16 protein-coding genes, 1 pseudogene and 1 riboswitch are annotated in these 18,789 nt (G+C 65.0%); of the genes and pseudogenes, 10 read left to right on the plus strand and 7 right to left on the minus strand.

The genetic code is table 11. The annotated features are described in order from the left end of the window. Positions 1-17 precede the first annotated feature (17 nt). Positions 18-210: riboswitch (yybP-ykoY riboswitch) on the plus strand. 11 nt (positions 211-221) lie between these two features. Beyond that, positions 222-794: a TMEM165/GDT1 family protein gene (locus GGR43_RS11870; protein ID WP_188072165.1), complete on the plus strand. Its 573-nt coding sequence runs from the start codon at positions 222-224 to the stop codon at positions 792-794. A 252-nt stretch (positions 795-1,046) separates the two neighbouring features. Here the strand turns inward: GGR43_RS11870 and GGR43_RS11875 are convergent, their stop codons facing one another. Next, positions 1,047-1,730 (minus strand): OmpW/AlkL family protein, encoded by a 684-nt coding sequence (locus GGR43_RS11875; protein ID WP_188072166.1) that lies wholly within the window; start codon positions 1,728-1,730, stop codon positions 1,047-1,049. A gap of 152 nt (positions 1,731-1,882) precedes the next feature. On the opposite strand from GGR43_RS11875, the gene hemN reads away from it, so the two are divergent. The 9 genes from hemN to GGR43_RS11925 all read left to right on the plus strand — a co-directional run bounded on the left by hemN (position 1,883) and on the right by GGR43_RS11925 (position 15,507). Further along, complete coding sequence (gene hemN / locus GGR43_RS11880; protein ID WP_188072168.1) at positions 1,883-3,202, plus strand: oxygen-independent coproporphyrinogen III oxidase; 1,320 nt, start codon at positions 1,883-1,885, stop codon at positions 3,200-3,202. A gap of 343 nt (positions 3,203-3,545) precedes the next feature. Further along, positions 3,546-3,635, plus strand: a complete 90-nt coding sequence (kdpF, locus tag GGR43_RS11890; RefSeq protein ID WP_188072170.1) for a K(+)-transporting ATPase subunit F — start codon at positions 3,546-3,548, stop codon at positions 3,633-3,635. Positions 3,636-3,647: 12 nt separating this feature from the next. Beyond that, positions 3,648-5,351, plus strand: a complete 1,704-nt coding sequence (gene kdpA, locus GGR43_RS11895) for a potassium-transporting ATPase subunit KdpA (RefSeq protein WP_188072171.1) — start codon at positions 3,648-3,650, stop codon at positions 5,349-5,351. 12 nt (positions 5,352-5,363) lie between these two features. Next, positions 5,364-7,400 carry a potassium-transporting ATPase subunit KdpB gene (gene kdpB, locus GGR43_RS11900; protein WP_188072172.1) on the plus strand — a complete coding sequence of 679 codons (2,037 nt, stop codon included), beginning with the start codon at positions 5,364-5,366 and terminating at the stop codon, positions 7,398-7,400. Positions 7,401-7,412: 12 nt separating this feature from the next. Next, positions 7,413-8,003: a potassium-transporting ATPase subunit KdpC gene (kdpC, locus tag GGR43_RS11905; protein ID WP_188072173.1), complete on the plus strand. Its 591-nt coding sequence runs from the start codon at positions 7,413-7,415 to the stop codon at positions 8,001-8,003. Then, positions 8,000-10,669, plus strand: coding sequence for a sensor histidine kinase (locus tag GGR43_RS11910; RefSeq protein ID WP_188072174.1), 2,670 nt, complete (start codon positions 8,000-8,002; stop codon positions 10,667-10,669). The genes kdpC and GGR43_RS11910 overlap by 4 nt, the downstream gene beginning before the upstream one ends. After that, on the plus strand, positions 10,666-11,382 hold the full coding sequence (locus GGR43_RS11915; RefSeq protein ID WP_188072175.1) for a response regulator: 717 nt from the start codon (positions 10,666-10,668) through the stop codon (positions 11,380-11,382). The genes GGR43_RS11910 and GGR43_RS11915 overlap by 4 nt, the downstream gene beginning before the upstream one ends. 96 nt (positions 11,383-11,478) lie before the next feature. Continuing rightward, a complete protein-coding gene (locus GGR43_RS11920) occupies positions 11,479-11,757 on the plus strand; it encodes a hypothetical protein (protein ID WP_188072176.1) in 279 nt (92 codons plus the stop codon). Positions 11,758-11,907: 150 nt separating this feature from the next. After that, complete coding sequence (locus GGR43_RS11925; protein WP_188072177.1) at positions 11,908-15,507, plus strand: class I SAM-dependent DNA methyltransferase; 3,600 nt, start codon at positions 11,908-11,910, stop codon at positions 15,505-15,507. Positions 15,508-15,535: 28 nt separating this feature from the next. Here the strand turns inward: GGR43_RS11925 and GGR43_RS23760 are convergent, their stop codons facing one another. From GGR43_RS23760 to GGR43_RS11945, 6 genes and pseudogenes are all read right to left on the minus strand, one after another. Continuing rightward, the gene (locus tag GGR43_RS23760; protein WP_343054486.1) at positions 15,536-15,967 is read right to left on the minus strand and encodes an RNA 3'-terminal phosphate cyclase; all 432 of its coding nucleotides are present in this window, start codon (positions 15,965-15,967) and stop codon (positions 15,536-15,538) included. A 23-nt stretch (positions 15,968-15,990) separates the two neighbouring features. Further along, positions 15,991-16,131: an RNA 3'-terminal phosphate cyclase gene (locus tag GGR43_RS23765; RefSeq protein WP_281392481.1), complete on the minus strand. Its 141-nt coding sequence runs from the start codon at positions 16,129-16,131 to the stop codon at positions 15,991-15,993. Next, positions 16,128-16,925 (minus strand): nucleotidyltransferase domain-containing protein, encoded by a 798-nt coding sequence (locus GGR43_RS11935; protein ID WP_188072178.1) that lies wholly within the window; start codon positions 16,923-16,925, stop codon positions 16,128-16,130. The genes GGR43_RS23765 and GGR43_RS11935 overlap by 4 nt, the downstream gene beginning before the upstream one ends. A gap of 37 nt (positions 16,926-16,962) precedes the next feature. Further along, a complete protein-coding gene (locus tag GGR43_RS23770; RefSeq protein ID WP_281392482.1) occupies positions 16,963-17,061 on the minus strand; it encodes an RtcB family protein in 99 nt (32 codons plus the stop codon). A gap of 61 nt (positions 17,062-17,122) precedes the next feature. Beyond that, positions 17,123-17,863: pseudogene (locus tag GGR43_RS11940) on the minus strand (RtcB family protein); the annotation flags it as partial. A gap of 515 nt (positions 17,864-18,378) precedes the next feature. Continuing rightward, positions 18,379-18,690 (minus strand): hypothetical protein, encoded by a 312-nt coding sequence (locus GGR43_RS11945; RefSeq protein ID WP_188072179.1) that lies wholly within the window; start codon positions 18,688-18,690, stop codon positions 18,379-18,381. Positions 18,691-18,789 lie beyond the last annotated feature (99 nt).

The following is an 18,789-nucleotide window of genomic DNA, read 5'->3' on the forward strand; positions in this document are numbered from 1 at the left end:
CCTTTCCGCTTCCTCGCCCTTAGGTAAAGCCCCGTCATCTGGGGAGTAGCCAGCCGCGCGGGAAAGCGCGGGCCTGCGCGTCAACATACTTGGTCGAGAGGCCATGGCGCACAGGGGACGGGCAACCGTTCGGGCGAGACCAATGGCACCGCATTTCCGCCTTGCCGGGCGGGAAATGCAGTGCCGTTGTCTTGTCGATCGCCCGGCCCGGAGACTGGATTTTGGAAGCCCTCTTCACCTCCACCGCCATCGTCGCCTTCGCCGAAATCGGCGACAAGACGCAATTGCTGGCGATCCTGCTCGCAACCCGGTTCAGGCGCCCGCTGCCCATCGTCGCGGGCATCTTCTTCGCGACGCTGGCCAATCATTTCCTCGCTGCCTTGGTGGGCGAGCAGGCCGCCGCCATTCTCGACGGGCAATGGTTCCGCTATCTGATCGCCCTCTCCTTCATCCTGATGGCGGGCTGGACGCTGATCCCCGACACGTTCGAGGAGGATGAGGACCGCAAGCCCCCGCGCTTCGGCGCGTTCCTCACCACGCTGATCGCCTTCTTCCTGGTGGAGATGGGCGACAAGACCCAGATCGCGACCGTCGCGCTGGGCGCCCAGTTCCGCGACGTGCTGGCGGTGATGGCGGGCACGACCATCGGCATGATGATCGCCAATGTCCCGGCGGTGTTCCTCGGCAACGAGTTGATAAAGCGCGTGCCGCTCAAGGTCGTGCGGATCGTCGCCGCGCTGCTGTTCCTCTTCATCGGCCTGTGGCTGCTGGCGCAGACCGCCGGCTGGCTCTGACCCCGCGCGCACGGAAAAGGCCGCCTTCCCCCACGGCAAGGCGGCCTTTTCTCGCTGTCCGGACTCTGGGGCGGATCGTCATTCAGATGATGACGTGGCGGAGTCGCAGACGGCCGTAGGCCAACATAGCGGGTTTTTGCGACCCGGCGCGCAGCGACCTAAAGGGTCGTGAGCACCGGAAACGCAGAAAGCCGCTATTTGCAGCCCGTCAGCGCTGAAGCCGTAGGCGACCGTAGGTCAATGTCGGCCGTCCTAAAAGCGATAGCTGACCCCGGCGCTCAACACCCACGGATCGAGCTTGTGCCGCGTTTCCAGCACCTCCGTTCCGGCGGCGGTGAACCAGTGGGCGGTCGGCCGCACGAAATAGCGCTTGGCGTCGAGCGACAGGCCGAAGCCGCCGGTGCCCAGCGCCACATCGACGCCCGCCTGCACCACCGCGCCGACCTTGTCGTTCAGCCGCGCGCGCGGCAGGCCCAGCGCCTTCGTTGTCGCGCCGGATTTCTCGTCGATGAAGATGAAATAGGTCGGCCCCGCGCCGACATAGGGTTTGATCGCGCCGAGCGGCAGATGATATTTGAGCGTGACGGTCGCGGGCAATATCTTCGCGTCCGCGACCAGTTCCGTGCCCGGCAGCGCGCCCCGGCCGTCGACATCATGCTGCGTCAGGCAGCAGATGGTCTCCACCGACACATTGGGCGTGAGGAAATATTCGACCGCCAGCGTCGGCACCACATTGTCATTGGCCTTGCTCTGCGTGGCGGCGGGAATCCCGGCCGCGTTGTTCTCGACGCTCTTGATCTTGCCGTCGGGCAGGACCGCCGTGCCGAGCAGCTTCACCTGCCATTTCCCCTGTCCTTCCTGCGCCCGGACCCCGACGGGCACCCCTGCCAGCGCCAGCATCATGGCGCCGGCCGCCCATCCAAATTTTCTGTCCATGCCAAATCTCCCTATCGTTATGGCGTCTTCGCGGCTCGTGAGCCGCTGATCGCCAGCTAGGGAATGGCGGCCGGCGCTTCCTTGACCGGCGGCAACGCGGATTTTGATCTTCCTCAAGGACGGGGGCGGGAAGAAGCGGCACATCGGGGGGCATGTGGACCCATTATCCAGAGCTTCTGCGACGGCCGGTGCCGCGCTACACCAGCTATCCCACGGCGGCGGATTTCGATGAAAGCGTCGGGGAGGACCAGTTCCGCGCCGCGCTGGATGAGGTGGCGCCCGGCACGCCGGTTTCCCTCTATGTGCACATCCCCTTTTGCGAGGAGATATGCTGGTATTGCGGCTGCAACACCGCGCGGTCCAACCGGCGCTCGCGCCTCGAAGCCTATCTCGACGCGCTGCACGAGGAAATCGCGATGGTCGCCGAGCATCTGGGCGGCCGGGGGCAGGTGGCGCGCATCGCCTTCGGCGGGGGCAGCCCGAATGCGATAGAGCCGCTGGATTTCGTCCGCCTGCTCGGCGACATCATGGTCGCCTTCCACGCCGAAAACCCCCTGCTGTCGATAGAGATCGACCCGCGCCACGTCTCCGCCGGCTGGCTGAACGTGCTGCGCGCCGCCAGGGTGCGCTATGCCAGCATGGGCGTGCAGTCCTTCGACCCGAAGGTGCAGGCGGCGATCGGCCGGGTGCAGCCCTGGCACCATATCGAGAGCCTGACCGGCTCGCTGCGCGAGGCGGGGGTGCAGTCGCTCAATTTCGACCTGATGTACGGCCTGCCGCACCAGGACCGCGCCGTCCTGATGGAAACGCTGGAGCGCACGATCGACCTGTCGCCCGATCGCGTCGCGCTGTTCGGCTATGCCCATGTGCCCCATCTGATCGCGCGCCAGCGGCGGATCGACGCCTCCGCCCTGCCGGACGAGAAGGAACGGTTCGAAATGGCGGAGATGGGCCATGATTACCTCGTCGCCCATGGCTATCAGCCGGTGGGTTTCGACCATTTCGCCCGGCCCGGCGATCCGCTCGCCATCGCCGCGCAGGAGCATCGGCTGCACCGCAATTTCCAGGGCTTCACCGATGACAGCGCGGGGCATCTGATCGGCCTCGGCGCCTCGGCGATCAGCCAGTTTCCTGGGCTTTACGCGCAGAATGCGAAGAATGCGGGCGTCTATCGCACCGCCGTCGCCGCCGGGCGCTTCCCGGTCGAGCGCGGCATCGTGCGCAGCGCGGCCAGCCGTCGCTGCGGCGCGCTCATCAGCGACATACTCTGCCACGGCGACGGCGCCCTGCCGGACGACCTTTCCCCGGCCCAGACCGAGAGGCTCGAGGAATTCGAGCAGCGCGGGCTGATACGCATCGACGCGGGGCGGATCCGCCTTGACCCCGACGCCCTGCCCTATGCGCGCACCATCGCGGCCATTTTCGACCCCCTGATGGTGCACAAGATCGGCGGCTTCAGCGCGCCGGTATAGCCGGCGCCCGTCTGCCAAACAGGCCTCTACCCAGGCGCGCGCCAGCCGTGAAGAAGGCGCCTGCGGCAATGTCATGTCGTAGAGGCGCTTCCGCTAAATTCGGCGGTCCTGTAAAATTCATATGCAAATACTATGCGAGGCGCCTTTCCCGCGTCTCGAATTCAAATGCCCATATCGCCTAATTGAACAACCGCAGACGTTTCGCGCCGCAGGTGTGGCGGCGGGCGTCCTGCGGGAGCAGAACCATGCAGGATCTTATCTGGATCGGCGTCGCCCTCGCCCTGCTGGCGGCGGGCCTTGCCTATGTCCGCCTGTGCGAAGAGGCATGAGGAGAGCGGCGCCCATGACAATCGACCTATGGCTCGCGGGCGTCACCGCGATCGGCCTTCTCGTCTATCTCGTCGCCGTGCTCGCGCGGCCCGAACGCTTTTAGGGGGAGGCCGTCATGACGATGGAAGGATGGCTTCTCATTCTCGCCTTCACCGGCCTTCTGATCGCGCTGGCAAAGCCGGTGGGACTCTGGCTCTTCGCGCTGTACGAAGGACGATCCACCCCGTTGCACCGGCTGCTCGGCCCGGTAGAGCGGGGTTTCTACCGCCTTTCCGGCATCGATCCGGAGGAGGAACAGGGCTGGCGCCGCTATGCGGTGCATATGCTGATCTTCAACGCGGTGCTGATGCTCTTCACCTATGCGCTGCTGCGGCTTCAGGGCGTTTTGCCGCTCAATCCGTCCGGCCATGAGGGGACGAGCGCGCATCTGGCGTTCAACACCGCGATCAGCTTCACCACCAACACCAACTGGCAGAGCTATGCTGGGGAATCGACCCTGTCGAACCTCAGCCAGATGCTGGGCCTTGCCATCCACAATTTCCTGTCGGCGGCGACCGGCATCGCACTCGCCTTCGCGCTGTTCCGGGGCTTCGCGCGGCGGAGCGCGGCGACCATCGGCAATTTCTGGGCGGACTGCACGCGCGTCACCCTCTATCTGCTGCTGCCGCTCTGCGTCGTCGTCGCGCTGTTCTACATCGCGAGCGGCGTGCCGCAGACGCTGGCCGGCTCGGTCGACGTGACAACGCTGGAAGGCGTGAAGCAGACGCTCGCGCTCGGTCCGGTCGCCGGTCAGGAAGCGATCAAGATGCTGGGCACCAATGGCGGCGGCTTCTTCAACGCCAACAGCGCCCATCCGTTCGAAAATCCGACGGCGCTGACCAATTTCGTGCAGATGCTCTCGATCCTCCTGATCGGCGCGGGCCTGACCTTCACCTTCGGCAAGGCGGTCGGCAATTCCCGGCAGGGCTGGGCGATCCTGGCCGCGATGATGATCCTCTTCCTCGCGGGCGCCACCATCACCTATTGGCAGGAAGCGGCGGGCAACCCCGTGCTGCATGATCTGGGCGTCGCGGGCGGCAATATGGAGGGCAAGGAGGTGCGCTTCGGCATCGCCGCCTCCGCGCTGTTCTCGGTCGTCACCACGGCGGCGAGCTGCGGCGGGGTCAATGCGATGCACGACAGCTTCACGGCGATCGGCGGGCTTGTCCCGCTGTTCAACATGCAGCTTGGCGAGGTGGTGATCGGCGGGGTCGGCGCGGGGATATACGGCTTCCTGCTGTTCGCGATCCTCGCCGTGTTCGTCGCCGGGCTGATGGTGGGGCGCACGCCCGAATATGTCGGCAAGAAGATCGAGAGCCGCGAGGTGAAGCTCGCCGTGCTGGCGATCGCGGTGCTGCCGCTCGTCATCCTCGGCTTCACCGCGCTCGCCTCGGTGCTGCCCGCTGGCCTTGCCGGGCCGCTCAACAAGGGGCCGCACGGATTTTCCGAAATCCTCTACGCCTTCACCTCCGCGGTGGCGAACAACGGCTCGGCCTTTGCGGGCCTCAGCGCCAACACGCCCTTCTACAACGGGCTGCTGGGCGTCGCGATGTGGATCGGCCGCTTCTTCATCATCGTGCCGATGCTGGCGATAGCGGGCAGCCTCGCCGCGAAGAAATATACGCCGGAAACGGCGGGCAGCTTCCCGACCACCGGGCCGCTGTGGACCGGCCTGCTCGTCGGCATCATCCTGATTTTGGGCGGCCTCACCTTCCTGCCCGGCCTCGCCCTTGGTCCCGTCGCCGATCATCTCGCGATGATCCATGGCCAGCTTTTCTGAGGAACCCCGCACATGGCTCGTTCCACGCAAAAATCCCTGTTCACGGCCGACCTGATCCTTCCCGCCTGTCGAGACGCCTTCCACAAGCTCGACCCGCGGGAGCTGATCCGCAACCCGGTGATGTTCACCACCGCGACGGTCGCGCTGCTGCTGACCCTGCTGCTCCTGATCGGTCGGGACGGCCTTGCCCCCGGCTTCAAGCTGCAGCTGGTGGTCTGGTTATGGCTCACGGTCCTCTTCGGCACCTTCGCCGAGGCGCTGGCCGAGGGGCGCGGCAAGGCGCAGGCGGCCTCGCTGCGCGCGACGAGGGCGGAGCTGACCGCCAGACGCCTGAAGGGCGGCGGCGACGCCTATGAAACCGTGCCCGCCAGCGCGCTCCGCGCCGGGGATGTGGTGCTGGTGGAAACCGGCGACCTCATCCCCTCCGACGGCGAGGTGGTGGAAGGCGTCGCCTCCGTCAACGAGGCCGCGATCACCGGCGAGAGCGCGCCGGTGATCCGCGAGGCGGGCGGGGACCGGTCCGCGGTGACGGCGGGCACGCGCGTCCTGTCCGACCGCATCCGCGTGCGGGTGACGGTCAATCCGGGGCAAGGCTTCCTCGACCGGATGATCGCGCTGGTCGAAGGCGCGGAGCGGCAAAAGACGCCCAATGAGATCGCGCTGACGCTGCTGCTGGTCGGCCTCACCATCATCTTCCTGATCGCGGTGGGCACGATACCGGGCTTCGCCAGCTATGCGGGCGGCAGCGTGCCGGTGGCGATCCTCGCCGCGCTGCTCATCACCCTCATCCCCACGACCATCGCGGCCCTGCTGTCGGCGATCGGCATTGCGGGCATGGACCGGCTCGTCCGCTTCAACGTGCTGGCCAAATCCGGTCGCGCGGTCGAGGCGGCGGGCGATGTCGATGTGCTGCTGCTCGACAAGACCGGCACCATCACCGTGGGCGACCGGCAGGCGACCGAGTTCCGCCCGGTGGGCGGCACCTCCGCCGCCGCGCTGGCGGAGGCCGCGCTGCTGGCGAGCCTTGCCGACGAAACGCCGGAAGGCCGCTCCATCGTCCAGCTCGCGCGGGAGACGTTCGGCTGCGCGGGGGTGGCCTTGCCCGATGATGCGCGGATCATCCCCTTCACCGCCCAGACCCGCCTGTCCGGCGTCGGCATCCATGGCTCCGTCATCCAGAAAGGCGCGGTCGATTCCATCCTCAAGGCCAATCCCGGCGCGGGCGGGACGGCGGCGGCGACCGAGCTGCGCCGCATCACCGACGACATCGCGCGGGCGGGCGGCACGCCGCTGGCCGTGGCGAAGGACGGGCGGCTGCTGGGCGCGATCTTTCTCAAGGATATCGTCAAGGCGGGCATTCGCGAACGGTTCGGCGAGCTGCGGCAGATGGGCATCCGCACGGTGATGATCACCGGCGACAATCCGCTGACCGCCGCCTCCATCGCCGCCGAGGCGGGCGTCGACGATTTCCTCGCGCAGGCGACGCCGGAGGACAAGCTGGCCCTCATTCGCAAGGAACAGCAGGGCGGGCGCCTCGTCGCCATGTGCGGCGACGGCACCAACGACGCGCCTGCCCTCGCGCAGGCCGATGTCGGCGTGGCGATGAACACCGGCACGCAGGCCGCGCGCGAGGCGGGCAATATGGTCGATCTCGACAGCGATCCGACCAAGCTGATCGAGGTGGTGGGCCTCGGCAAGCAATTGCTGATGACGCGCGGCGCGCTCACCACCTTTTCGGTCGCCAATGACGTCGCCAAATATTTCGCGATCATCCCGGCGATGTTCGTCGCACTCTATCCGGGGCTGGCGGCGCTCAACATCATGGGGCTGGCGACGCCGCAGAGCGCGATCCTTTCCGCGATCATCTTCAACGCGCTCATCATCCCCTGCCTCGTGCCGCTGGCGCTGCGGGGCGTCACCTACCGCCCGATGGGGGCGGGTCCGCTGCTGGCGCGCAACCTCGCCCTCTATGGCCTTGGCGGCCTCGTCGCGCCCTTTATCGGCATCAAGCTCATCGATCTGGCCGTGAACGGCCTCGGCCTCGCCTGAAGGAGACGAACCATGAACAAGGATTTGCTGACCTCCCTGCGTCCCGCCTTCGTCATGACGCTGCTGTTCGCGCTGCTGCTCGGCATCGTCTATCCGCTGGCGCTGACCGGCATCGGCCAGGCGCTCTTCCCGTATCAGGCCAACGGCTCGCTGGTGCGCGAGGGGGAGAGAATCATCGGTTCGGCCGTCGCCGGGCAGGCTTTCACTTCGGATCGCTATTTCAACACGCGCCCTTCGGCGGCGGGCGGGGGCTATGACGGCCTTGCCTCCTCCGGCTCCAACCTCGGCCCGACCTCTCGGGCGCTGGCCGACCGGGTGAAGGGCGATGTGGAGAAATGGCAAGCGGTTGCACCGGGTCGCCCCGTCCCTCCCGATCTGGTGACATCCTCCGCCTCGGGGCTGGACCCCCATATCAGCCCCGAGGCGGCTTTCTATCAGGCGGACCGGGTGGCGCGGGCGCGCCGTCTCGACCCCGCGACCGTCCGCGCGCTGGTCGAGGACGGCATAGAGCGGCCGCTGCTCGGCTTCCTCGGCGAACCGCGCGTCAATCTGCTCGATCTCAATCGACGGCTGGACGCACTTCGCGCTAAACCGGTGACGTGAACGACATCGACCGTCCTTCCCCCGAGGCCCTGCTGCGCCACGCGGCGCAGGAGGGTCGCGGTCGTCTCAAGGTCTTTCTCGGCGCCGCGCCCGGCGTCGGCAAGACATGGGAAATGCTGGACGACGGCCGCCAGCGCAAGGAGGCGGGCGTCGATGTCGTCATCGGCGTGGTGGAAACCCATGGGCGGCGCGAAACGGAGGTGCTGGTCCATGGCTATGAGATCATCCCGCGCAGGCAGGTCGACCATCAGGGACACAGCCTCGGCGAGATGGACATAGACGCGATCCTCGAACGCCATCCCCGGCTCGTGCTGGTGGACGAACTCGCGCATACCAACGCGCCGGGCAGCCGCCACCCCAAGCGCTATCAGGATGTCGAGGAATTGCTGGACGCCGGGATCGACGTCTATTCGACCCTCAACATCCAGCATGTCGAAAGCCTCAACGATATCGTCGCCTCGTTCACGCGGGTCCGGGTGCGGGAGACGGTGCCCGACAGCATTCTCGAACGGGCCGAGATCGAGGTGGTGGACATCCCGCCCGACGAGCTGATCGAACGGCTGAAGGAAGGCAAGGTCTACATCCCGGAGGAAGCAAGCCGGGCGCTCGGCCATTTCTTCTCCAAATCCAACCTCACCGCGCTGCGGGAACTGGCGCTGCGACGCGCCGCGCAGGCGGTCGACGCGCAGATGCTCGATCATGTCCGCGCCCATGCGCTGGCCGGCAGCTTCGCGGTCGGCGAACGCCTAGTCGTCGCCGTCAGCGAACAGGCGCACGCCACGGGGCTGGTGCGCGCGGGCAAGCGGCTTGCCGACGCGTTGCGGGCGCCATGGACCGCCGTGCATATCGAAACCCGGCGCGACGAGCATTTCTCCGACGCGGACCGCCGCCAACTGGCCGACACGCTGGCGCTGGCGTCGCGGCTCGGCGCATCGACCGCCAGCATCCCGGCCGCCGATGTGGTGGAAGGGCTGCGCCATTTCGCGCGCGACGCCCATGCGACGCAGATCGTCATCGGCAAGTCCCATCGCTCGCGCTGGTTCGAGCTGCGCCATGGATCGGTCGTGGACAGGCTGGTGCGGATCACCGGCCAGGTCGCCGTCCATGTCCTGCCGTCCGAGGGGCCGGCGCAGGAAACCCCGCCTCAAGGCTCGCGCCTGCCCGGCCGGAAAGGGCGCGGGTCGGACTATGGCTGGACGCTGGCGATGGTCGTGCTGATGACGGCGATCGGGCGCTTGCTGCTGGAGATCATCGACCTCGGCAATATCTCGCTGCTCTACCTCGTCCCGGTGATGTTCGCGGCGGCGACCTTCGGGCTTCGGGCGGGCCTGTTCGCCGGGATCGCATCCAGCCTCGCCTATAATTTCTTCTTCCTGCCGCCGACCGGCACATTGTCGGTCAACAATCCCGAGAATATCGTCAGCATCCTCGTGCTGCTGGGCGTCGCGATCGTGACCAGCCAGTTTGCGGCAGGCGTGCGCGCGCAGGCCGACCTCGCCGGGTCGAGCGCGCGCCAGAATGCGGCGCTGGCCAGCTTTTCGCGCCAGTTGACCGCCTCCACCAGTCAGGAAGAGCTGATGCACGCGATCTGTGCGGAGGTCGGCCGCCTGCTCGACGTGCGCACCGTGCTGCTGCTGCCTTCCGCCGGCGGTCTGGTGCTGAGCGCCGCCGTGCCGCCAGAGGACCGGCTGGAGGATATAGAGCGCGCCGCCGCCCAATGGGCGATGGACAATGAGCAGCCCGCCGGACGCGGCTCTACCACGCTCACCGCGTCCGACTGGCTGTTTCATCCGTTGCGCACCAGCCGGGGCGTGCTCGGCGTGCTCGGCATGGCGCGGGAGGATGCGGGCGAGCCGCTGCGGTCCGATCAGGTGCCGCTGCTGATGAGCCTGCTCGACCAGGCATCGATCGCGTTCGACCGCATGGCGCTGGAGGAGGAGACGCTGAAGGCCCGGCAGATCGGGGAGCGCGATCGTCTGCGCTCGGCGCTGCTGTCCTCGGTCAGCCACGATCTGCGCACGCCGATCACCACCATCCTGTCCGCCGCGCAGGAGATGAAGCTGCATCCGTCCCCGGCGCTGGCCGACACGGTGGAGACGGAAGCGCGGCGATTGAACCGCTTCGTCGCCAATCTGCTCGACATGGTGCGGGTGGAGGCGGGCGCGCTGCCGATGACGCCGGAGGCGACCGACCTGTTCGACGCCGTCGCCGGGGCGGTGCACGACACGCGGACGTCGCTCGCCGGGCATGAGGTCGTCGTCGACATTTCCCCTACCATCCCGCTGGTGCGGCTCGACCCGGTGCTGCTGCACCATTGCCTCATCAACCTGCTCGACAATGCCGGGCGTTACGCCGATCCCGGCACGCCGATCACCGTGCGGGGCCGGCGAACGCCCGACGCCATATTGCTGTCGGTGGTCGATCAGGGGCCGGGCATCCCCGCCGGGCAGGAGACGCGCGTGTTCGAAACCTTCACCCGCCTCGAAGGGTCGGATCGCGTGCGGCACGGCACGGGACTCGGCCTTGCCATCGTCAAGGGCTTCGCCGAGGCGATGGGCCTTTCGGTCGAGGCAGGCAATGAAGGCGATCCGCCCGGCGCCTGCTTCACCATCCATATTCCCCCGACGCTCATCATCCCGCATCCGGACAACAGGAAACTCTCATGAAAACGCGGCATAAAGTGCTGATCGTCGATGACGAGCCGCATATCCGGCGGCTGATCCACGCCGCGCTCGCCCGCGCCGATTATGCGGCGGTCGAGGCGGAGAATGCGCGCGAGGCGCTCCGCCTGTTGAGGGAGGAACGGCCGGAGATCACCATTCTCGACCTCGGCCTGCCCGACCGCGACGGGCTGGAACTGGTGCCGCTGACCAAGCAGCAGTCCGACACGACGCTCATCATCGTATCCGCGCGCGATGCGACGGAAGAGAAGGTCGCGGCGCTGGACCTCGGCGCCGACGATTATCTGACCAAGCCGTTCGATACCGACGAACTGCTCGCCCGCGTGCGGGTGGCGCTACGCAACCGGATGACGCGCGAGGGTGGTGTGCCCGCGCTGACCGTGGGCGACGTGACCATCGACCTGCTCGCCCGCACCGTCACCCGTGCGGGCCGGGAGGTGCATCTGACGCCGAAGGAATATGCGGTGCTCGCCCAGCTCGCCCGGTTTCCGGGCCGCGTCATCACCCACAGCCAGATCATGAAGCAGGTCTGGCCGCATGAGGCGGAGCATCATGTCGAATATCTGCGCGTGCTGGTCCGCGGCCTGCGACAGAAGCTGGAGGCGGACCCGCAGCGGCCCCGGATCATCGGCAATGAACTGGGCATCGGCTATCGGCTGCGCGCGGGCGGCGAAGGATCCGGGATCGCCGGGGATTGAAATTTTACGCAAATTCAATGCGGCACGGCCTGTCTCGCTCTCGAATTGCTATGCGCCGGGGTATAATTGAATGGCCTCCCTGCTGGAGGTCTGGACATGAGCAAAAGGCATGAAAGGCTGGCGACCAATATCGGGCTTCGTCTTGGCGGCATCGGCCTGCTGGTCCTTGCATGGGCGGCCGGGACATGGCTGTGCCGCCTGATCCCCGCCGATGGCTCGGACGATATGACCGCGCTTCAGTTCTTTCTGGCCGGAGCGGCCTTCCTGAGCGGCTGCATGGGCAGCGCCCTGCTGGTCGTCGGCCCGCACCTGTGGGACGAGGTGGAAATTTCGGAGCGCTGGTCGCCCCGGTCGGGCCCTCTTTCCGGCATATAGACGAGGCCATTCCTCCTGTCGAAGTGATTTATGGCATTGATGAACGCGTCTCTCCCCGCCATCCCGTCGCCGAAGGGATTTTGGTGTTCGACCTGCGGGCGATGACGAAATTGTTGCTCGACCAGCATCCAGGGTCGTAGGTTCAACGTCATGGGGGACGAATCCGAGATCGAGGCATTCATCGCGCACTGGCGCGACACGGGCGGTTCCGAGCTTGCCAACACGCAAAGCTTTATCAATGGCCTGTGCCGTCTCATCGGCGTCCCACCGCCTAACGGCAGTCGCACCGACGATGCCCATAACGATTATGTCTTCGAGCGCCGCGTCTTTCAGGACAATGGCGACGGCACGGCCAGCTTCGGCCGCATCGACCTGTACAAGCGCGACGCCTTCATCCTCGAAGCCAAGCAAGGCAGCGATGCCGACCGCGCCGCTGCCGGGCGCGGCGAGGACGATCTCGACCTGTTCGGCCAGACCGCATCCGCCCGCCTGAAGCGCGGAACCGCCCGCCGCGGCACACCCGGTTGGGCAAAAGCCATGGTTCAGGCAAAAGGTCAGGCTGAACGCTACGCCAAGGCCCTGCCCCCCGATCATGGCTGGCCGCCCTTCCTGCTGATCGCGGATATCGGCCATTGCATCGAGGTCCATGCGGACTTCACCGGCACCGGAAAGGCCTATGCCCAGTTCCCGGACCGGGCGCGCTACCGCATCATGCTCGATGACCTGCGTGACCCGGAGGTGCGCCAGCGGCTCGCTGCGATCTGGACCGACCCCAGACGCCTCGATCCTTCGATGCAGGCAGCGCGTGTCACGCGCGAAATCGCCGATCTCCTCGCCACCGTTTCCCGCCGCCTGGAAGCAAGAGGGCATTCCGCCGAGACAGTCAGCAGCTTCCTGATGCGGGTGCTGTTCACGATGTTTGCCGAGGACACTGGCGTCCTCCTGCCTCAGGACAGCTTCAAGACGCTGCTGCGGGGCCAACTGGACCATCCAGAACATGCGCATCACCAGCTTTCCGCTCTCTGGCGCGCTATGGACAGGGGCGACTTCGCACCCGGCTTGGGCATTCCGGTGAAGCATTTCAACGGCTATCTGTTCAAGGACACGCAGGCACTGCCACTCGAACTCGACGAGTTGAAGGTGCTGATTGAGGCTGCCCAGAAAGATTGGACCGAAGTCGAGCCAGCCATCTTCGGTACGTTGCTCGAGCGGGCCCTCAATCCGAAGGAGCGGGCAAAACTCGGCGCGCATTATACACCCCGCGCTTATGTGGAGCGGCTGGTCGGCCCGACGCTCATGGAGCCGCTGCGGGCCGACTGGGCCGGCGTCCGGGTCGCCGCCGCCGAACTGATCGACCAGGGCAAGGCGGAGGACGCCCGGCGCACGGTCGAAGCCTTTCATGGGCGCCTCGCCAGTGTCCGCGTGCTGGACCCGGCCTGCGGCACCGGCAACTTCCTCTATGTCGCTATGGCACGCATGAAGGAGTTGGAGGGCGAGGTTCTCGATCTGCTCATGGACCTTGGCGACAGGCAATATGTGGCGGAGCTGACCGGCCACACCATCACGCCCGAGAATTTCCTCGGCATCGAGATCAACCCGCGCGCCGCAGCGATCGCGCAACTCGTGCTGTGGATCGGCTACTTGCAATGGCACTTCCGGGTGAACGGCAAGGATCGTTCCCCGCCAGAACCCATATTGCGCGATATCCGTACGATAGAGAACCGCGATGCCCTGATCGAATGGGACAACCGCGAGATCGAACGCGATGCGCAGGGGGCACCCATCACGCGCTGGGACGGCGAAACGATGAAGCCGCATCCGGTCACGGGACGTCCGGTGCCGGACGAGCGGGCACAGGTGGAACTCTATCGCTATGTCAATCCCCGCCCGGCTACATGGCCCAAGGCGGACTTCATCATCGGTAATCCGCCGTTCATTGGCGGAAAGGATGTACGCGACCGGCTCGGGCCGGGCTATTTCGAGGCCTTGTTCCGGACAACGGAAGTACCCGAGAGCGCTGATTTCGTGATGCATTGGTGGGACAAGGCGGCCCTTGCCGTTCGCAAAAGCGGAACCCGCCGTTTCGGGTTCGTCACCACCAATTCGATCACGCAAGTGTTCAGCCGGCGTGTGATCGCGAAACACCTCGACGCCAAGGACGGATTGTCCCTGCGCTTTGCCATTCCCAACCACCCTTGGGTGGACGAAAAGGATGGCGCGGCGGTACGGATCGCGATGACGGTTGCGGCATCGGGCAAAGCCGACGGACTGTTGCTCACTGTCGCTGACGAGCGCGAAGCGCCCGATCGGATCGAATTTACCCATCGCATGGGGGTCATAGGCAGCGACCTGCGTGTGGGCGCCGATCTTACGTCCACCATCCCTCTCAAGGCGAATGACCGCTTGTGTTCGCCGGGCGTCAAATTGCACGGCGACGGCTTCATTCTAACGCCGGAGGAAGCGCAAAAATTATTACCTAATTCATTGATTCCTATTGATTTTATGACAGACTTCACTATATATAATAGCCAGCAGCCAGCAGCCAGCAGCCAGCAGCCAGCAGCCAGCAGCCAGCAGCCAGCAGCCAGCAGCCAGCAGCCAATTCGGCTCGGCCTTCCGTCCGAGCCGAATGTCATCTTCCCTTATCGAAACGGCCGCGATCTCGCCTCCAGGCCCCGCAATGTCATGGCGATCGACCTGTACGGGTTGACCGAAAATCAGGTGCGCGAACGCTATCCATCGATCTACCAGCACATCCTGGCGACCATAAAACCGCATCGGGATAACAACAATCGCGCGAGCTATAAAGAGAACTGGTGGATCTACGGCGAACCGCGAGCCGAATTACGCAAGGCCCTACTCGATCTGCCGCGCTACATCGTTACGATCGAAACCGCCAAACATCGCGTTTTCCAATTTCTTCCTATCACGACCTTGCCCGACAACAAGCTTATCACAATCGCCTTGTCGGACAGCTACCAGTTGGGCATTTTGTCTAGTAGTATCCATACTCTCTGGGCGCTTCACAGCGGCGGGCGGCTCGGCATGGGCGATGACCCGGTATATGTAAAGTCTCGCTGCTTTGACCCTTTTCCTTTCCCTGTTGAAGTACCTGCTGCACTCAAAGAACGCATTCGCAACGAAACTGAAGACCTAGATATATTGCGCAAGCGCGTCCTTGCGGACAATGTCGACCTCACCCTCACCAAGCTCTATAATGTGTTGGAAGCACTACGCTCGGGACGCGCCCTGACCGAGGTCGAACGCGACATTCATGACCGCGGACTAATAAGCCTGATCCACCGGCATCACGACGCGATCGATGCCGCTGTGGCCGATGCTTATGGATGGGGCGAAGAACACCGCGCCGGAACGCTGGACGACGAGACCATCCTCGCGCGACTGGTCGCCCTGAACAAGGAACGCGCTACCGAAGAGGCGCGCGGCTTGATCCGATATCTCCGGCCCGAATTCCAGGATCCGGGATATCATGCCCCCGTATCGGAAAGGCTCGATCTGGACGAGGCCTCCATGCCTCCGCCCAGCAACGTCATCTCTTGGCCCGCAACCCTGGCCGAGCAAGTCGGCGCAGTGCAGGCCGTCCTGGCAGCCGCCTCCAGCCCGCTGGGTCCGCACGACATTGCCCGCAACTTCAAAGGCAAGCGCGCCGCTACCGTCCGTCCTGTCCTTGATGCACTCGCCGGTCTCGGCATGGCGCGAAGGCTGACAGATGGACGATATGCGGCTTAATTGTGAAAGCAGGCGCGGCTGATTGCTGTTAGAGGGTTCCGATCGGCCAAACGCACTGTCCACTAACGCCGATGAGGGCCCCGCGCTCCAGACAATCGATCGCGCGCAACGGAGCCGGCGTGACATCGACCTCGATCCGGCCGCCGCTGCGCGGATAGAAACCGTGCCGGACGAGCCGTGCCTCGACCTTGGGGCCCATACGGTTGATGATCGGCAGGAAGCATTTCGCGATGAAGTCGAACGGCGGGGCGAACATGTTGTGAATCCCACCCTCCAGCACCAGCCGTGACGGCGCGCCAGCCAGCAGTAACGGCATCAGCACCGTCTGCAGGACAAGACCCGTGGACCCTGCCGTGCTTACCGCGAACTGATACTCGCCCGGTATGACACGCCCAGCGTGAAGCTCAGCGTGGACGAGCCGACATGCAGTCCCTAGCACTCGGCATTGCCGATGATGCACGCCGCCTCGACCGCGGTCCTATGCTAGCGCATGAGCCCCGGCTTCGACCGCTTGGCGCGGATATCCTCGATCCGGACGGCCTTGCCGGTGACGATCGAGAGCGCGCACGCATTGTGCACGACCTGCCCGCCACCTTCGTCTTCCGATCCGTCGATGATGATCATATGTCCACCAATTCAAGAAAGAGTTGCTCGGCCTGAGTATCGGCGTCGGAATTCACCTCCCTCGCCACCACTTCACCCGCGCGGGACAGCTCGTCACGGATCAACACGTCGAGAGCCGCTATGCGTGTGGCATTGCTGCGTTCATTGCTTTGACGCTTCGCCTCGACCAATGCCGCAATCTCATCCTGCACGGCCTCCGGCAGCGCACATCGTTCGACAAGCGCCTGAAGGTTCATTGGCGGACGCACGCCCGGATGGAGACGAAGGCAACGGATCGCTAGCGCCGGGCGAAGGGCATGGAAATATTTCTTCACGGGCACGTCACCGCCATCCTTCAGCCAGCGGTCTGCCGCATTGCGGCCCAGACTGGCATAATGATGGGCCATGGCTCGCATATCCATGGCGCGATCGGCCAGGGCGGACAGCTTTGCCACAACCGGATGATCAGGGCGATAGCGGATCGGGCTTTCGATCCATTCGCCGACCACCGCATTGGACTTCAGCAAGAGGCCTAGTGCCTTTCGGATGTCCCATCCATTCAGGTCGATCTCGTCCTCGATCGGCGACTCGATCACATCCCGTCCGGATTTGAGCGACAGATACCAGCGGCGCGACCGCACATACAGGAAACGCACATCATAGTCGCTGTCCGGCGATGGAAAACCCCATGCGCGCGAACCGGATTCCACCGCCAGCAGGATACGCACGTCATGCGTCTGCTCGATGCTGTCCAGTCGTGCCTCGATCTCGCGTCGAACAGTCTCGGGAACGGCTTTGTCAGTGACGGTCTGCATGATGATCCTCTGTCGGGAAGCGGGGTGCGCCAAGGCGTCAGCCTTTGACGCACACCTGTTTCAACGTATGGACGATCTCTACCAGATCGGCCTGCGCGGCCATCACGGCTTCGATCGGCTTGTAGGCCTTGGGCATCTCGTTCGATGACGCCCTCGTCCTTACGGCACTCCACATCCGCTGTATCGGCTATATGCTCGTCGAGCGAGACCGGCTTCGCCTGGGTGCGGGACATCACGCGCCCCGCGCCATGACTGCAACTCTCGAACGATTCCGCATTGCCGAGACCGCGCACGATGAACGATTTCGCGCCCATCGAGGGGATGATGCCCATCGTACCCTTCGCGGCGCGCACCGCGCCCTTGCGGGTCACGAACACATCTTCGACGAAATGATTTTCACAACGAACATAGTTGTGGTGGCAGTTCACCGCTTCCAGTTCGGCTTCGAAGGGCTTGGCGATCTGGCCGCGCAGTCCCCGGATCACATTGGTCATCATCATCCGGCGGTTCAATGCCGCGAAGTCCTGCGCCCACTCGACCGCCTCGACATAGCCGTCGAAATGGTCGGCCCCTTCCGGGAAATAGGCCAGATCCTCGTCAGGCAGGTTGATGAACCACTTGCGCATGTCCTGCTTGGCCAGTTCAATGAAGAACGTGCCGATCGCATTTCCCACGCCGCGCGAACCCGAGTGGAGCATGATACACACGCGCTGCTCGGTATCGAGGCACAGCTCGATGAAGTGGTTGCCCGTCCCCAGCGTCCCCAGATGGGTAAGCTGGTTGGTGTTCCTGAACCGCGGATATTTTGCCGTGATCCGGTCGAACCGCTCGACGAGCGTCGCACACGCCGCCACGATCTCAGTCGGCGCCCCCCCCCCCACGAGCCATGATCGCGCTGGCCACGGCCTACCGAACGACCATGCGGCATGACCTGCCATCCTCGACGTGCTGAATATCGTAAGTCCTGCTCTCGGTCATTTCGCCCCCCTATTCATTCATGGTGCCTGCGACGAGGTTTGGCGAGACATCCCGGAGCATCCTGGCCGGATTGCTCCGGGGCGGAATCGAACTGCTCGGCCTGCGCCAGCTGTAAATCGGCGCCATGGCGACGAATGTTCGACGAACGACTCCTGTTCTACCCTTTAAACTACGGACCAATTAGGCGATCCAGCGGGATGCGAACCCGTACCTGGGGCGTGATAGGCCATGTAGTCCGTCAGACATTCGCCACGGCCCTGTTCGTTTAAACCTCCACCTGTTCGACGATGCTCACCCAGTCACGCGTCTCACCGGAGACGAAGCGCGCCAGGCATTCGAACATCGCGTCAGAGAATCCTCCGACATTCAGGATTTCTGGCCGCCCGGCTGCCTGCCCAATCGCCTGAGTGGTGCCGTAGGGCGCGATGTCGATGCAGACGAGCCTGGCTTGCGGGTACCGCTTTACCAGTTTCGTTCACTCCTGCATCATCGCCGTCGGGCCGTTCCGCTTCGCATCGACCCAGGATTCATTGTCCAAGACAATGACGACTAGATCGACCGCCGCCTTCTCCTTGTTGAGGAGCGCGAGGAGCGCCGAGACGATCGCCCTGCCACCACCGGCTGCCGCCAGCTTCGCGGCATTCGCCGCGATTCGGTCGGTGGCCGTCAGCACGACCGGGACGACCGTCTCGACGCCCGGCGCGGATCGCATCGCGATCGGCAAGCCCCGGGCCGCAACCTCATCGATCAGCCCCTCCACACCGAACGTGCCATTGCGCGCCAGCATGGCAGGAGCTCTCTCGCCAATCGGGTGTGCTGCCTGCGGGGAAGATTGTGGAGTGGGCGCGGCGGGTGCTGGAAGGCTGAACCGTGTTGCTGCGGGTCT

Source organism: Sphingobium jiangsuense (genome assembly GCF_014196495.1).
Classification (GTDB): domain Bacteria; phylum Pseudomonadota; class Alphaproteobacteria; order Sphingomonadales; family Sphingomonadaceae; genus Sphingobium; species Sphingobium jiangsuense.

What these genes read in the sequence shown, in the direction of transcription:
- GGR43_RS11875 (WP_188072166.1), bottom strand. Translation starts at nt 1,730, where the DNA reads ATGGACAGAAAATTTGGATGGGCGGCCGGCGCCATGATGCTGGCGCTG.
- hemN (WP_188072168.1), top strand. Translation starts at nt 1,883, where the DNA reads ATGTGGACCCATTATCCAGAGCTTCTGCGACGGCCGGTGCCGCGCTAC.
- kdpF (WP_188072170.1), top strand. Translation starts at nt 3,546, where the DNA reads ATGACAATCGACCTATGGCTCGCGGGCGTCACCGCGATCGGCCTTCTC.
- kdpA (WP_188072171.1), top strand. Translation starts at nt 3,648, where the DNA reads ATGACGATGGAAGGATGGCTTCTCATTCTCGCCTTCACCGGCCTTCTG.
- kdpB (WP_188072172.1), top strand. Translation starts at nt 5,364, where the DNA reads ATGGCTCGTTCCACGCAAAAATCCCTGTTCACGGCCGACCTGATCCTT.
- kdpC (WP_188072173.1), top strand. Translation starts at nt 7,413, where the DNA reads ATGAACAAGGATTTGCTGACCTCCCTGCGTCCCGCCTTCGTCATGACG.
- GGR43_RS11915 (WP_188072175.1), top strand. Translation starts at nt 10,666, where the DNA reads ATGAAAACGCGGCATAAAGTGCTGATCGTCGATGACGAGCCGCATATC.
- GGR43_RS11920 (WP_188072176.1), top strand. Translation starts at nt 11,479, where the DNA reads ATGAGCAAAAGGCATGAAAGGCTGGCGACCAATATCGGGCTTCGTCTT.
- GGR43_RS11925 (WP_188072177.1), top strand. Translation starts at nt 11,908, where the DNA reads ATGGGGGACGAATCCGAGATCGAGGCATTCATCGCGCACTGGCGCGAC.
- GGR43_RS23765 (WP_281392481.1), bottom strand. Translation starts at nt 16,131, where the DNA reads ATGATCATCATCGACGGATCGGAAGACGAAGGTGGCGGGCAGGTCGTG.
- GGR43_RS11935 (WP_188072178.1), bottom strand. Translation starts at nt 16,925, where the DNA reads ATGCAGACCGTCACTGACAAAGCCGTTCCCGAGACTGTTCGACGCGAG.
- GGR43_RS23770 (WP_281392482.1), bottom strand. Translation starts at nt 17,061, where the DNA reads ATGCCCAAGGCCTACAAGCCGATCGAAGCCGTGATGGCCGCGCAGGCC.
- GGR43_RS11945 (WP_188072179.1), bottom strand. Translation starts at nt 18,690, where the DNA reads ATGCTGGCGCGCAATGGCACGTTCGGTGTGGAGGGGCTGATCGATGAG.